This is a genomic window from Streptomyces maremycinicus (assembly GCF_001184025.1).
Taxonomy (GTDB): Bacteria; Actinomycetota; Actinomycetes; order Streptomycetales; family Streptomycetaceae; genus Streptomyces; species Streptomyces maremycinicus.
Map to the genome: position 1 here is coordinate 321,097 of NZ_BBYG01000019.1, position 14,110 is coordinate 335,206.

At 71.7% G+C, this 14,110-nt stretch carries 15 protein-coding genes; 7 read left to right on the top strand and 8 right to left on the bottom strand.

The window, feature by feature from the left end; translation table 11 throughout:
* Nucleotides 1-156: 156 nt before the first annotated feature.
* From uraD to AOQ37_RS30345, 5 genes are all read left to right on the top strand, one after another.
* Nucleotides 157-666: a 2-oxo-4-hydroxy-4-carboxy-5-ureidoimidazoline decarboxylase gene (uraD, locus tag AOQ37_RS30325; protein WP_062648956.1), complete on the top strand. Its 510-nt coding sequence runs from the start codon at nucleotides 157-159 to the stop codon at nucleotides 664-666.
* Nucleotides 667-674: 8 nt separating this feature from the next.
* Entirely contained in the window at nucleotides 675-1,118 is a 444-nt protein-coding gene (uraH, locus tag AOQ37_RS30330; RefSeq protein ID WP_062648957.1) for a hydroxyisourate hydrolase, read from the top strand.
* A 4-nt stretch (nucleotides 1,119-1,122) separates the two neighbouring features.
* Nucleotides 1,123-2,043: a factor-independent urate hydroxylase gene (gene pucL / locus AOQ37_RS30335; protein ID WP_062648959.1), complete on the top strand. Its 921-nt coding sequence runs from the start codon at nucleotides 1,123-1,125 to the stop codon at nucleotides 2,041-2,043.
* Nucleotides 2,044-2,167: 124 nt separating this feature from the next.
* On the top strand, nucleotides 2,168-3,547 hold the full coding sequence (locus AOQ37_RS30340; RefSeq protein WP_062648961.1) for an 8-oxoguanine deaminase: 1,380 nt from the start codon (nucleotides 2,168-2,170) through the stop codon (nucleotides 3,545-3,547).
* Nucleotides 3,548-3,901: 354 nt separating this feature from the next.
* On the top strand, nucleotides 3,902-5,242 hold the full coding sequence (locus tag AOQ37_RS30345; RefSeq protein ID WP_062649046.1) for a nucleobase:cation symporter-2 family protein: 1,341 nt from the start codon (nucleotides 3,902-3,904) through the stop codon (nucleotides 5,240-5,242).
* Here AOQ37_RS30345 and AOQ37_RS30350 read toward each other — a convergent pair.
* Nucleotides 5,208-5,810, bottom strand: a complete 603-nt coding sequence (locus AOQ37_RS30350) for a 3'-5' exonuclease family protein (RefSeq protein WP_062648963.1) — start codon at nucleotides 5,808-5,810, stop codon at nucleotides 5,208-5,210. The genes AOQ37_RS30345 and AOQ37_RS30350 overlap by 35 nt on opposite strands.
* Nucleotides 5,811-5,854: 44 nt before the next feature.
* Nucleotides 5,855-7,339: an MFS transporter gene (locus AOQ37_RS30355; protein WP_374701555.1), complete on the bottom strand. Its 1,485-nt coding sequence runs from the start codon at nucleotides 7,337-7,339 to the stop codon at nucleotides 5,855-5,857.
* Between the two features lie 215 nt (nucleotides 7,340-7,554).
* Between AOQ37_RS30355 and AOQ37_RS30360 the strand changes: the two genes are divergently transcribed.
* Nucleotides 7,555-7,950, top strand: coding sequence for a winged helix-turn-helix transcriptional regulator (locus AOQ37_RS30360; protein WP_062648965.1), 396 nt, complete (start codon nucleotides 7,555-7,557; stop codon nucleotides 7,948-7,950).
* 13 nt (nucleotides 7,951-7,963) lie between these two features.
* On the opposite strand, the gene AOQ37_RS30365 is transcribed toward AOQ37_RS30360, so the two are convergent.
* The 4 genes from AOQ37_RS30365 to AOQ37_RS30380 all read right to left on the bottom strand — a co-directional run bounded on the left by AOQ37_RS30365 (nucleotide 7,964) and on the right by AOQ37_RS30380 (nucleotide 11,085).
* A complete protein-coding gene (locus AOQ37_RS30365) occupies nucleotides 7,964-8,389 on the bottom strand; it encodes an acyl-CoA thioesterase (RefSeq protein WP_062648967.1) in 426 nt (141 codons plus the stop codon).
* A gap of 60 nt (nucleotides 8,390-8,449) precedes the next feature.
* Nucleotides 8,450-9,157, bottom strand: a complete 708-nt coding sequence (locus AOQ37_RS30370; protein ID WP_062648968.1) for a hypothetical protein — start codon at nucleotides 9,155-9,157, stop codon at nucleotides 8,450-8,452.
* A gap of 46 nt (nucleotides 9,158-9,203) precedes the next feature.
* Nucleotides 9,204-9,797 (bottom strand): histidine phosphatase family protein, encoded by a 594-nt coding sequence (locus tag AOQ37_RS30375; RefSeq protein WP_062648969.1) that lies wholly within the window; start codon nucleotides 9,795-9,797, stop codon nucleotides 9,204-9,206.
* Between the two features lie 79 nt (nucleotides 9,798-9,876).
* Nucleotides 9,877-11,085, bottom strand: a complete 1,209-nt coding sequence (locus AOQ37_RS30380) for a pyridoxal phosphate-dependent aminotransferase (protein WP_062648971.1) — start codon at nucleotides 11,083-11,085, stop codon at nucleotides 9,877-9,879.
* A gap of 86 nt (nucleotides 11,086-11,171) precedes the next feature.
* Between AOQ37_RS30380 and AOQ37_RS30385 the strand changes: the two genes are divergently transcribed.
* A complete protein-coding gene (locus AOQ37_RS30385; protein WP_062648973.1) occupies nucleotides 11,172-11,813 on the top strand; it encodes a winged helix-turn-helix transcriptional regulator in 642 nt (213 codons plus the stop codon).
* A 132-nt stretch (nucleotides 11,814-11,945) separates the two neighbouring features.
* On the opposite strand, the gene AOQ37_RS30390 is transcribed toward AOQ37_RS30385, so the two are convergent.
* Both AOQ37_RS30390 and AOQ37_RS30395 read right to left on the bottom strand, forming a co-directional pair.
* Entirely contained in the window at nucleotides 11,946-12,782 is an 837-nt protein-coding gene (locus AOQ37_RS30390) for a hypothetical protein (protein WP_062649048.1), read from the bottom strand.
* The gene (locus AOQ37_RS30395; RefSeq protein WP_062648975.1) at nucleotides 12,782-14,044 is read right to left on the bottom strand and encodes a VWA domain-containing protein; all 1,263 of its coding nucleotides are present in this window, start codon (nucleotides 14,042-14,044) and stop codon (nucleotides 12,782-12,784) included. Before AOQ37_RS30395 ends, AOQ37_RS30390 begins: the two co-directional genes overlap by 1 nt.
* Nucleotides 14,045-14,110 lie beyond the last annotated feature (66 nt).

Genomic DNA, 14,110 nt, shown 5'->3' on the forward strand with positions numbered 1-14,110 from the left:
CGCGGGACGAACGGCGGCCCGCCGGTGGGCCGATGGGGGACGCCGGGTTTCGTTACCCGGAATTTTCAACAAAGTGTTGACGTGGTGTCGGGGTCAGGCGTTAGCTGGCCGCAGTCCGCTCAAGCACGAAGGCCGCTCGCGGCCCCGGAGGCTCCCGTGACTTCGACTTCCCCACCGCCGGGCCTGGCCCGGTTCAACGGCCTCGAGGAGTCCGCGGCCCGCGCCGCGCTCCACGAGGCGTGTGCCTCCACGGCATGGGCCGCCCGACTGCTCGCGGCCCGCCCCTACGCCACCGTCGCCGACCTGTACGGCGCCAGCGACGCCGCGACGGCCGGCCTCACCGCCACGGACCTGGCGGAGGCGATGGCCGGGCACCCGCCGATCGGCCGCCCGAAGCCCGGCGACCCGACCTCGGCCCGCGAACAGCGCGGCATGGCCGGGGCGTCGGAGGAGCTCAAGGCCGAGATGCTCGAACTGAACCTGGCCTACCAGGAGAGGTTCGGCCATGTCTTCCTGATCTGCGCCACCGGTCGCACCGGCGAGCAGATGCGCGACGCGGTCAAGGAGCGGATCGGCAACGCGCCGGAGCGGGAACGGGAGATCGTCCGCGTCGAACTGGGCAAGATCAACCGTATCCGCCTCGCCCGACTCGTCGAAGAGGACTGACACACCCCATGAGCACCAGCAGCACCGCCGCATCCGTCTCCACCGCCTCGGTGTCCACCCACATCCTCGACACCTCCGTCGGCCGGCCCGCCGCGGGAGTCGCCGTCCGTCTCTCCGCCCGCCGGGGCCGGGGCGCCCGGCACGGGCAGGAGGGGGAGTGGCAGGCGCTCGGCGGATCCGCGACCGACGCGGACGGCCGGTGCAAGGACCTGCCGGCGCTGCCGGAGGGGACCACCCATGTACGGCTCGACTTCGCCGTGGAGGCGTATTTCGAGCGATCCGAGAAGAAGAAAGCCGATGCGCAGCAGGACGCCCCCGCGAATCGGGACAGCGGTGCCCCCGGAGTGTTCTTCCCGGAGGTGACGATCACCTTCGCCGTCGTGCCCGGCGAGCACTACCACGTACCGCTGCTGCTCAACCCGTTCGGCTACTCCGTTTACCGAGGGAGCTAGCTAGATGACCGCACATTCCCACCCGGCCCGCCCCGTGTTCCTGGGACAGAACCAGTACGGCAAGGCCGAGAACCGAGTCGTCAAGATCACGCGGGACGGTGCCACCCACCACATCAAGGACCTCAACGTGTCCGTGGCGCTGAGCGGCGACATGGACGAGGTCCACTACTCCGGCTCCAACGCCAACGTCCTGCCGACGGACACCACCAAGAACACGGTGTACGCCTTCGCCAAGGAGCACGGCATAGAGTCCGCCGAGCAGTTCGGCATCCACCTGGCCCGCCACTTCGTCACCTCGCAGGAGCCGATCGGTACCGCGCGGATCCGGATCGAGGAGTACGCCTGGGAGCGGATCGAGACGCCCGGCGAGGACGAGCACTCCTTCGTCCGCAAGGGCCAGGAGACCCGCGTCTCCCAGATCACGTACGACGGCTCCTCCTGGGAGGTCGTCTCCGGGCTCAAGGACCTGGTCGTCATGAACTCGACGAACTCGGAGTTCTGGGGCTACGTCAAGGACAAGTACACGACGCTGCCCGAGGCGCACGACCGGATCCTGGCGACCGAGGTGTCCAGCCGCTGGCGCTTCAACTGGTCCGACGACGCCCAGCAGGCGCCCGACTGGGAGGAGTCGTACGCCAGGGTCAAGGAGCACATGCTGCTGGCCTTCGCGGAGACCTACTCCCTCTCCCTCCAGCAGACCCTGTACGCCATGGGCGCGCGGATCATCGACCACCGCGACGAGATCGACGAGGTCCGCTTCTCCCTCCCGAACAAGCACCACTTCCTGGTGGACCTGAAGCCGTTCGGACTGAAGAACGAACACGAGGTCTACTACGCCGCAGACCGCCCCTACGGGCTGATCGAGGCCACCGTCCTGCGGGACGGCTGCGAGCCGAAGATCCCGGTGGACCTCACCACCCTCTGAACCGCCCCACCCTTCTCGGCACCCGTGGCCGGCGAGCCCCGCGCCCCACCGGCCACGGCACTCAAACTCCCAGGGTCCTGCCGTGCCCTCCCCACCAGAGTCCAAGAGTGAAAAGGACGACATCATGGCAGCAGACCGGCGCACCGTCATCGAGAACTGTTCGATCGCGACCGTCGACGCCCGGGACACCGAGTACGCGAACGGTCACGTCGTCCTCGCCGGCAACCGGATCGAGTCGCTCGGCGCGGGCAGGGCCCCGGACGGCCTGGAGAACGTCGAGCGCCGCATCGACGCCACCGGGCACCTGGTCACCCCGGGCCTGGTCAACACCCACCACCACTTCTACCAGTGGATCACCCGCGGACTGGCCACCGACCACAACCTCTTCGACTGGCTCGTCGCCCTCTACCCCACCTGGGCGCGCATCGACGAACAGATGGTCCGCGCGGCCGCCCAGGGCTCCCTGGCGATGATGGCCCGCGGTGGTGTCACCACCGCGATGGACCACCACTACGTCTTCCCGAAGGGCTCCGGCGACCTGTCCGGCGCGATCATCGGCGCCGCCCGCGACATGGGCGTCCGGTTCACCCTCGCCCGGGGTTCCATGGACCGCAGCGAGAAGGACGGCGGCCTCCCCCCGGACTTCGCCGTCGAGACCCTGGAAGGCGCCCTCGCCGCCACCGAGGAGACCGTACGACAGCACCACGACCCCTCCTTCGACGCGATGACCCAGGTCGCCGTCGCCCCCTGCTCCCCCTTCTCCGTCTCCACCGAACTCATGCGCCAGGGCGCCGAGTCGGCCCGCCGGCTCGGGGTGCGCCTGCACACCCACGGCTCGGAGACGGTCGAGGAGGAGAAGTTCTGCCACGAGCTGTTCGGCATGGGCCCGACCGACTACTTCGAGTCCACCGGCTGGCTCGGCGAGGACGTGTGGATGGCGCACTGCGTCCACATGAACGACTCCGACATCGACGCCTTCGCCCGGACGGGGACGGGCGTCGCCCACTGCCCCTCCTCCAACGCCCGGCTGGCGGCCGGTATCGCCCGGGTCCCCGACATGCTCAAGGCCGGTGTCCCGGTCGGCCTCGGGGTCGACGGCACGGCCTCCAACGAGTCGGGCGAACTCCACACCGAGCTGCGCAACGCCCTGCTGATCAACCGCCTCGGCGCCCACCGCGAGGCCGCCCTCAACGCCCGTCAGGCGCTGCGCCTCGGCACCCACGGCGGAGCCCGGGTCCTCGGCCGCGGTGCGCAGATCGGCTCCCTGGAGCCGGGCAAGCTGGCCGACCTGGTGCTGTGGAAGCTGGACACCCTCGCCCACGCCTCCATCGCCGACCCCGTGACCGCCCTGGTCTTCGGCGCGGCGGCACCCGTCACCGCCTCCTTCGTGAACGGCCGTCAGATCGTCGAGAACGGACGCCTGTTGCACGCCGACGAGGACGCCATCGCCCGCTCGACGCGGGAAGAGGCGCAGCGGCTGGCGCGCATCGCCGCGCGGGGCTGAACACGTCCGTCCCGTAAGGGACCCGGTCCCCGCGGACACTGAACTCCGGTCGAGGGGGACGGCCCTCGACCGGCAGCCGTGGCCGGGGCGCGCGCGTCCGCGCGTGCCCCGGAACGGCACCAGGGCGACACCCTGTCTCCCGCTGTACCCGTCTTCCGCTGTACCTTCTCCCGCTGTGCCCTGTCTCCTGGTGCCGCCCGTTTCCGGGCATCTCCGGCTCCAGGCGCCTGCCTCACCGCCGCACCACCTCCCTGACACCCGCGTCAGAGCCGACGTGTACCCGACCGGAGGAGAGCCGCCGTGTCCTCGCATGCAGTCGACCACCCCGTCGACGAGAAACTCCCCGCCCTGAGAATGACGACGAGCGGCCTCCAGCACGTGGCCGCCATGTACGCGGGAGTCGTCGCCCCGCCCCTGATCGTCGGCGCCGCCGCGGGCCTCACCGGCACCGAACTCACCTTCCTCACCGGCGCGTGTCTGTTCACGGCCGGCCTCGCCACCCTCCTCCAGACACTGGGCGTCTGGAAGATCGGCGCCCGCCTTCCCTTCGTCAACGGGGTCACCTTCGCCGGGGTCGCCCCCATGACGGCGATCGTGGCCTCCACCGACGACAAGCGGGACGCGCTGCCCGTCATCTTCGGCGCGGTGATCGTCGCCGGTCTGCTGGGCTTCCTCGCGGCGCCCGTCTTCTGCAAGGCGGTCCGCTTCTTCCCGCCGGTCGTCACCGGGACGGTCATCACGCTGATAGGCGTCTCCCTGCTCCCCGTCGCCTTCGGCTGGGCGCAGGGACCCGACCCCGCTGCGCACGAGTACGGCTCGACGACGAACCTCGGCCTGGCCGCGGCGACCCTGCTGATCGTGCTGCTCCTGCGCCGCTTCACGCGCGGCTTCGTCAAGCAGATCGCCGTCCTGCTGGGGCTGCTCGTCGGCACGCTCGTCGCGATCCCCTTCGGCGTCACGGACTTCGGCCCGGTGGCCGACGCCGGTGTCGTCGGCTTCCCCACGCCCTTCCACTTCGGCGCCCCGCGGTTCCAGCTCGCGGCGATCCTGTCGATGTGCGTGGTGATGGTGGTCTCGATGACCGAATCCACCGCGGACATGCTGGCGTTGGGCGAGATCGTCGAACGCCCGGCGGACGAGCGGACCATCGCGGCCGGCCTGCGCGCCGACACCCTCGGCTCGGCACTCAGCCCCGTCTTCAACGGCTTCATGTGCAGCGCCTTCGCCCAGAACATCGGGCTGGTCGCGATGACCAGGATCCGCAGCCGCTATGTCGTCGCCACCGGCGGCGGCTTCCTCGTCCTGATGGGCCTGTGCCCGATGGCCGCCTCGCTCATCGCCGTCGTACCCCGCCCGGTCCTCGGCGGCGCCGGGGTGGTCCTGTTCGGGTCGGTCGCCGCCAGCGGCATCCAGACCCTGGTCCGGGCCGGTCTGGAGAAGGACAACAACGTCCTGATCGTCGCCGTCTCACTGGCGGTCGGCATCATCCCGATCACCGCGCCGGAGTTCTACCACGCCTTCCCGGAGACGGCGAAGATCGTCCTGGACTCGGGCATCTCCACCGGCTGCCTGGCCGCCGTCCTGCTCAACCTGGTCTTCAACCACGGCCGGGGGCGCGACGCGGCGGACGTGACCCACCCGATGGAGGCGGGGGAGGAACTCACCGGGGCGCGCCGGGCCCCGGCCACACCATGAGGTTGGCGAACAGCTCCACCTGCTCGACGGCGTCGTCCAGCGCATGGTGCGTGTGCGGGCGCTTCGACAGGAGGTGCGACGGCATCGTCCGCTTCCCCACCGCCCGCAGCGGCAACCCCGCCTTGGTGGCGTACAGCGTCTTCATGTCGAGGCAGCCGGAGTGCCCGAAGGGGCTCTCCCCGGTGAAGCGGATCAAGTACCAGTACAGGAACGTCCAGTCGTACGACGCCGGGTAGCCGCACATCACCGGCTGGGCGTCACCGCTCACCTCGCGCACCCAGCGGGTGAACTGGGCCAGTGCCAGGGAGGGTTCGAGTCCCTTCTCGGCCAGGAGCTTGCGGTCGAGCCCGCTCACGGCCAGCGCCTCGGGGACGAACTCCTCGCTGATCGGCCGCAGTTCGCGGTAGAAGGTCTGCCGGGCGGGGTCGGCCGCGGTGAACCCGTCGGCGTCCTGCCGCCCCGCGACCGCCGCGCCCAGGCTCAGCAACGAGTACGGTCCGGGGATCGGGCCGTCCGCCTCGATGTCGACGGAGATGTAGAGGCTGGGCTTCACGCGTCGTACGGACATGGAACCGGAGCATCGCAGGTCCGCGGGGGTCTTCGCATCCGGATTCAGTTCCCGGGCCCGTCGGCCCCGGCCCCTTCTGTCCCGGCCCTGTGCGCCTCGGGCCCGTCGACCCCGGCCGTGTCCGTCCCGACCCCGTCGGCCTCGGGCCTGGCGGCCTCGGTCTCGTCGGCCCCGGCCCCGGCCCCGTCGGCGCCCGGTCCTCCCGTCCGGAGGGTCGTCGCGGCAAGGGCCAGGGCCGTGGCGGCGATCACTGTGGCCACCCGGAACGCCAGCCGGTAGCCCTCCGCGGTGGCCGGCAGCGGTGGTGTGCCCCCGTCGAGCAGGTCGCCGGTGTGGCTCGCCGCCAGGGTCGACAGGACCGCCAGGCCGAGCGAACCACCCACCACCTGCGTGGTGTTGAAGAGCCCGGACGCGAGGCCGCCGTCCTCCTCCCGGGCCCCCGACATGGCCAGGCCGGTCAGCGCGGGCATCGCGGCGGCGAAACCGGCGGCCATCAGCAGCATCGGCGGCAGGAAGTCGGCCGCGTAGGAGCCGTCGGCCGGGGCGCGGCCGAGCAGCGCCGTCCCGGCGGTGATCAGCACCAGACCGGCCAGCAGGACACGGTACGGGCCGAAGCGGCCGATGGTCCGCGCGGACAGCAGCAGCATCAGCAGGCCGATCGCGACCGGCGCGGGCAGGAACGCCGTACCGGTCGCCAACTCGCTGTAGCCGAGGACGCGTTGTACGTACAGCGCGCCGATGAACTGGAAGCCGAACATCGTCGCGATCATCAGTACCTGGACGGCGTTCGCCCCGCTGAGCAGCCGGGAGCCGAACATGCGCAGTCGCAGCAGCGGGCGCGCGGCCCGCGCCTGGCGCAGGACGAACCCCGTGAACAGGGCCGCGGCCAGCAGGGCGAGCAGCGCCGTGGCGGTGCCGTCGCGGCCGTCGGCCCCGACGATGACGTACACGGTCAGCATGAGCGCGCTCGTGACCAGGGCCGCGCCCGGACAGTCGGCTCCCTTGCCGAACCCGGCACCGCGCTCGGGCGCGAGGACGCGGACGGCCGCGAGCCAGGCCACGACGCCGATCGGCAGGTTGATCAGGAAGATCCAGTGCCAGCCGACGAGTTGGGTGAGGGCCCCGCCCAGGAACGTGCCCAGCGCGCCGCCCGCCGCACCGACCGCGCTGAACACCGCGATGGCGCGCGCCTGTTCGCGCGGCCCGGGGAAGAGGGTCACGAGCATGCCCAGGACCACCGCCGAGGTCATCGCCCCGCCGACACCCTGGAGGGCGCGCGCCGCGACGAGCATCCCCCGGCTGCCGGCGACCCCGCACAGCACGGACGCCGCGGTGAACACCGCGAGGCCCGCCGTGAACATCCGCTTGCGTCCCACCAGGTCGCCGAGCCGGCCGATCAGCAGCAGCAGACCGCCGAAGGGGATGAGGTAGGCGTTGACGACCCAGGCCAGACCCGGGCCGCTGAACCCGAGGTCGCTCTGGATGGCGGGCATCGCCACGGTGACGATGTTGCCGTCCAGGATCGTCATCAGGGTCCCCGCGCACAGGACGACGAGGGACGCCCGGCGGGAGTACGTGCGTTTCGATGCCGACAGGGGGGTCGGTGTGCCCGACGGTGTCGGGGACTCTGCGATGGCCGTCATGGCGGCTTGACCTCCACATTCTCCGGGGGAACCCTTGGTGCACGACTTGTAACGGGGACCATCGTGGATAACCATGGAGGACGGCATAAGGAGGCACTTCGATGTCCCAGGGGAACACCGGTGTTACCGCGCAGGTCGTGAACGCGCACGCCTGCCCGGTGCGAGAGGTTCTTGACAGGGTCTCGGGGAAGTGGAGCGTGCAGATCCTGGTCGCGGCGGCGCACGGCCCGATCCGTTTCACGGAGCTGGAGCGCAGCATCGAGGGCATCAGCCGCCGGATGCTGACCCTCACCCTGCGCAACCTGGAGCGCGACGGGCTCGTCACCCGCACGGTGCATCCGACGGTGCCGCCCAAGGTCGAGTACGAACTGACGGCCGTGGCACAGGAGTTGCACGAGACGCTCCAGCGCCTGACGAACTGGGCCGAGCGCAACAGGGTCTATATCGCCGAGGCGCGGGCGGCCTACGACGCGGAGCGGGAGACCGAGCCGGTGTGACCCGGTGGTCAGCTCACTGGAAACCGAACAGGCCGGGGTCCGAAGCCAGTTCCTTGAAGTAGGCCGTCGGATCGGCGACCAGCCGACGGGCCTCGAGATCCAGCAGGCCGCCGACCGAGGTGAGCTCGGCGGACACCGTGCCGTCCGTCTTGCGGATGGTCTGCTGGATCCGGAAGGTCTTGCCGCCGCCCCACTCGAAGACGCAGGTCACGTCGACCTCGTCGCCCGCCAGCAGTTCGCGCCGGTAGCGGATGGTCGTCTCCAGGGCGACCGGTCCCACCCCCTTGGCGAGCAGCCCCGCCTGGGTGATGCCCGCGGCCCGCAGGAGGGACCAGCGAGCGTGCTCCGCGTAGTTGATGTACACGCTCTGGTTGAGGTGCCCCTGTACGTCGGTCTCGTATCCGCGCACGGTGATCCGGACGGAGAACGGCTCGCTCACGGTGTCCCCTTCTCGCTTTCTCGACGGCGGTGCCCTGTCCGTCGATCTTGGCATGCCCCCTCAGGCCCGGCGGGGGGAAGCCAGCAGATAGCGCGCTCTCGTGCGGGGCTCGGTGTGCTCGCCGGCCTGCCAGCCCGCCTTCTCCAGCGTCGCCGCGCAGGCTGCCAGCGCGGCGACGTCCGGCGCGTGCACGGCGACCGCCTCCGGCTGCGGGGTCGCCCGCACCCGGTAGCCGTCGGTGCCGCGCGGCCCGGCGGGACGGTGACCGGCGGCCTCCAGGGCGAGGGCGGCGGCCCGCACGAGGTGGGTGCGTTCCCAGCCGCACGGCCGGTCGGTGTTCCCGTCCCGGTTGGTCATCCGGCGCAGTTCGAGCAGGCCCTGCCAGGCGCTGTGCACCTCGCGGACCCGGTCGGGCGCGGGAGTGGGCCCGGGGTGCTCCTCGCCGCCGACCCGGGCGGCGAAGACACCGGTCTCCGCCGTGGCGGGTTCGGCAGCGGCCCGCGCAGCGGTTGCGGCTGCCGGAGCGGCCCCCCGAGGCACCGGTGACGCGGACGCGGACACGGGCTCGGGATCGGGCGGCGGGCCCTCCTCCCGGGTCCGATGCCCCGCCGGGGTCAGGAAGTGATCGTGCGGCGGGCGCGGGTGCCGGAAGGCGAGCCCCTGCCGGACCAGCGCGGCCAGCTGGGACTCCGTGCCCCGCAGTCGCCCGGTCACCGGTTCGGCGGCGTCGATCACACGCCGCTGGGCGGCGGTCGGCGGTCGTGCCACGGCGTGCTCCCCTCGTACGACGCCCCCGGTGGGGCCTCATCGAAGGCTACGACCCGGGTCTGACATTCCAGGCGGCGATCACCGGCCGTCCGTGTTCCGTGCCCAGTCGGCACAGTGTCCCCGTCGCGAGCTGGAACAGCGCTCCGGCCGACGCGGGCAGTCCGAGCCGGCGGGCGGTGAGGACCCGCAGGAAGTGCCCGTGCGCCACCAGCACCACCCCGTCCCCGGTGTCGGCCGCCTCCACCCGGGCCAGCACCCGGTCGGCCCGCTCGCCGACCTGCTCCGGCGTCTCCCCGGGACGGTCCGGCGGCCCGGGCGCGACCCCGTCCGTGAACAGGAACCATCCCGGTCGCGTGCGCTGGATCTCGGCCGTGGTGACGCCCTCGTAGCCGCCGTAGTCCCACTCGCGCAGATCGGCGTCCACCCGGACCTCGTGCAGCCCGATCAGCTCCGCCGTCTCCCGCGCCCGCTGGGCCGGGCTGACGAACGCCGCCCCGAGCCGGTGGGAGCGGATCAGCGGCGCCAGCCCCCGTGCCTCGTCCCGGCCGTGCTCGGTGAGCGGGACGTCCGTCGATCCGGTGTGCCGGCCCGAGCGCGACCACGCGGTCTCCCCGTGCCGGACGAGAAACAGGTCACCCACGCGCGCGTGCCCCTTCCTGCCGTGCCTGTGAGCACCGTGACACAGGACCTGGGCGTGCGCACGTCAGCGACCGGGCCGCCTACTGCCGGTACCCGCTGAGGAAGCGCCCGATCCGGCCGATCGCCGCCTCCAGGTCGTCCGCGTACGGCAGGGTCAGGATGCGGAAGTGGTCGGGGGTCGGCCAGTTGAAGCCGGTGCCCTGGACGACCTGGATCTTCTCCCGCAGCAGCAGGTCCAGGACGAACTTCTCGTCGTCGTGGATCTTGTGCACCTTGGGATCCAGGCGCGGGAACGCGTACAGCGAGCCCTTGGGCTTCACACACGACACGCCGGGGATCTCGTTGAGCTTCTCCCAGGCCACGGTGCGCTGCTCGTGCAGCCGTCCGCCCGGGGCGGTCAGCTCGTGGATGGACTGACGGCCGCCGAGCGCGGCCTGGATGGCGTACTGCGCGGGCGCGTTGGCGCACAGCCGCATGGAGGCCAGCATGGTCAGGCCCTCCAGGTAGTTCCTCGCGTGCTGCTTCGGGCCGGTGACCACCAGCCAGCCTGAGCGGAACCCGGCCACCCGGTACGTCTTGGACAGGCCGCAGAAGGTCAGGACCACCAGGTCGGGCGCGAGCGCGGCGACCGAGTGGTGGACGGCGTCGTCGTAGAGGATCTGGTCGTAGATCTCGTCGGCGAAGACCATCAGCCCGTGCCGGCGGGCCAGGTCGAGGATGCCCTCGAGGATCTCCTTCGGGTAGACGGCGCCGGTGGGGTTGTTCGGATTGATGATCACGACGGCCTTCGTGCGGTCGGTGATCTTCGAGGCCATGTCGTCCAGGTCCGGGTACCAGTCGGCCTGTTCGTCGCAGAGGTAGTGGACCGCCTTGCCGCCCGCCAGGGTGGTGACCGCCGTCCACAGCGGGAAGTCGGGGGCCGGGATCAGGATCTCGTCGCCGTCCTCGACCAGCGCCTGGACGGCCATCGAGATCAGCTCGGAGATGCCGTTGCCGAGGAAGACGTCGTCGACGCCGACCTCCAGTCCCAGGGTCTGGTAGCGCCCCGCGACGGCCCGGCGGGCGGAGAGGACGCCGCGCGAGTCCGTGTAGCCGTGCGCCTGGGGGAGCATCCGGATCATGTCCTGGAGGATCTCCTCCGGCGCCTCGAAGCCGAAGGCCGCGGGGTTGCCGGTGTTCAGGCGCAGGACGCTGTGGCCCGCCGCCTCCAGCGCGTCGGCGTGCTCGATCACCGGGCCGCGGATCTCGTAGCAGACCTCGCTCAGCTTGTTCGACTGCCGGAACTCCATGCGCGCTCGCCCTCCGGTTCGTTGTGTTGCTTGGTTTTACCAAGTTCCAGCTTGGAAAGTCCAACGACATGTCTAGACTGCGTGCCATGTCACCTCGCCGAAGCTACGACCAGTACTGTTCCGCCGCCCGTGCGCTCGACACCGTCGGCGACCGCTGGACCTTGCTGATCGTCCGGGAGTTGCTCGCCGGCCCGCGCCGTTACACGGACCTGCACGCCGATCTGCCGGGTGTGAGCACGGACGTGCTCGCCTCACGGCTGAAGGACATGGAACGCGACGGGCTGGCCACCCGCCGTCGGCTGCCTCCGCCCGGCGCGGCTTATGTGTATGAACTCACCGCACGAGGAAGGGAGTTGCTGCCCGTCCTCCAGGCGCTGGGGAAGTGGGGCGAGGGCGAACTCGGTGCCCGGCGGCCCACCGACGCCCTGCGCGCCCACTGGTTCGCGCTGCCGCTGTTGCGCGGGCTCGACGACGCGGCGGCCGGGGACGCGGGGCTCGTCGAAGTCCGGCTCGACGAAGGGGTCTTCCACCTGTACGTCGGCGCGGAGGACGGGCCGGTGTACGGCGACGGTCCCGCGCCGGGGGATCCCGACGCGCGACTGGTCCTGGACACGGACACCTGCACGGCGGTCGCCCAGGGCGAGTTGGGCGTGCGCGGCGCGGTGCGGGCCGGGCGGATCGAGGTCGGTGGTGACGGCACGCTGGCCAAGGCACTGCGGGAGGCGTGAGGGCGGACGCGGGGCGGCCGTCGGCGGTACGCCGCGGAGGTGGTGCGCCGGAGGGCGGTGGTGCGGCGTACGGCGGAAGGCCCGCCGCTGGTGTCGCGGCGGGCCTTCCGGCGGGCGGTTCGTGCGGGACGGTCAGGCGCCCGGCGGCACGTGCCGCGGACGTCCCGTCCCCCGTGTCAGCGTGTATCCGCCGATCCCGGCGAGGGCGGCCAGCACCGCGCCGATCCCGGTCCACACCCAGCGGTCGGACCACCAGCCGGACGCCCAGCCGTCGTCCGGCTCGATGCTCGACAGCACGGCCGTGGCCGACGAGTCGTCGTCCTCGTCCTCGTCCTTCGGGGACGTGACGGCTATGCCCGGGACCAGCGGCTTCGCCAGCGAGCCGTCGACGGCCGCGGCGCCCCCGATGTCCTTGGAGTCCACCCGCAGTTCGGTGCTGACCGGCAGGCCCAGGTCGGCGGCCTTCAGGTCGAGGACCGTCAGCCGGACGTAGTACGTGCCCGGCAGCGGGTCGTCTGCCCATGGTTCCGACCAGGCCCGGACCGTGCGCAGCACACAGGCCAGCTCCACCGAGGCGGTGCCCTGGCCGGCGGTGCGGGTCTGGGCGCCGTACTGGCAGGCCTGACGGCGCCGCAGGCCGTCGTACACGTCGATCTGCCAGGTCTGCGTGGTGTGGGTCTCCGGCAGCTTCACCGTCGCCTCGACGGTGGGGCGTTGGCCGGAGTCGGCCGGGAACGACCAGTAGAGGTAGTCGCCCGCGGACCCGCTCGCCGTCGCCGTCTGCCCCTGGTCGATCTCCGTGGCCGTACGGAACGACGTGCCCGCCTCGGTCGGCGTGGAGCTGTCGCCGGAGGGGCTCGCCGACGGGGTGGAGTCGGCGGCGGCCGGTACGGCCGCCGGCCCGAGCGCCAGCCCGAGGACCGGCCCCAGCGCCAGCAGGGCGCCGCTCAACACTCGTGTGATACGCATCAGTTGGTCCTCCAGACCGCGACCCGCCAGCGGGACACCCAGCCCCACAGCACACCCGCGAGGAAGCCGAACAGCACCAGGACGCCCAGCAGCCACCAGCCGCGCCCGAGGCCGAAGGAGGCCACGTCGCTCGCCGGCGACGGACCGTCGACCACGTCCACGGTCAGCTCGATCGGCATGCCCGGGGTGGTCTTCACGCCCGCGGCCGCCGAGTAGGAGTTCGTCACCTGTACGCACACCGTCTCGGCGGGCGCCTCGTCCTCGTCGCTCTCCGCCTTGGGGTAGCGCAGACCGGTCGAGATGACATCGGTACGGCCGTTGCCGGCCGCCTCGCCGCGCACGATCTCCCGGCCGTGCACCGTGACCGCCCGCAGCAGCACCCCGTAGTCGGGGTTCATCGCGCGGTCCGCCGACACGCTCACCGAGGCGCGCAGCTCCTGGCCCGGCTCGACGTCGACCTTGTACCAGCGCTCCTGGCCGAACTCCTCACGGTCGGTGTACAGACCGGACTTCAGGGCCGGGGCCGCGGCGCAGGAGGCCGCACCCTCGGTGGCGACCGGCGTCACCACGGGGTCGGCGGCCCGGTCGACCAACTGGTTGACCCGGTCGGTGAGCTCGTCGGTGTGCTCCACCGAGGTGTAGGTGCCGCCGGTCGCCTCGGCGATACAGCTGAGCTGCTGGCGCATCTTGACGTTGGGTACCAGGCCGAGGGTGTCGATCGTCAGGCCGATGCCCTTGGCCGCGATCTCGCGGGCCACCTCGCACGGGTCGAGCGGAGCGCAGGTGTCCTCGCCGTCGCTGATCAGCACGATGCGCTTGGAGCCGGTGCCGCCCTCGAGGTCGTCGGCCGCCTTCAGCAGGGCGGGACCGATCGGCGTCCAGCCGGTCGGCGACAGGGTCGCCACCGCGGTCTTGGCCTCGGTCCGGTCCAGCGGGCCGACCGGGTAGAGCTGCGCGGTGTCCTTGCAGCCCGTTTTCTGGTCGTCGCCCGGGTAGTTGGCGCCCAGGGTGCGGATGCCCAGGAGAACGTTCTCCGGGGTCGCGTCCAGCACCTCGTTGAACGCCTGCTTGGCCGCGGCCATCCGCGTCCCGCCGTCCATGTCCTTCGTCCGCATCGAACCGCTGACGTCGAGGACCAGGTCGACCTTGGGCGCGGTGGCGGTGGTCTCGTCGGCGACCGCCCCGGCCGGGAACGCGATCCCGGCCGTGAGCGCGGCGAGCAGGGCGCAGACGCCCGCCGCCAGCCGTTGTGTTCTGATCATCGGCGGATCCTATTGATCAGAGGTGTCCGGCCACAAAACGGCGGCGCAACCCGTTTCGACATCCGG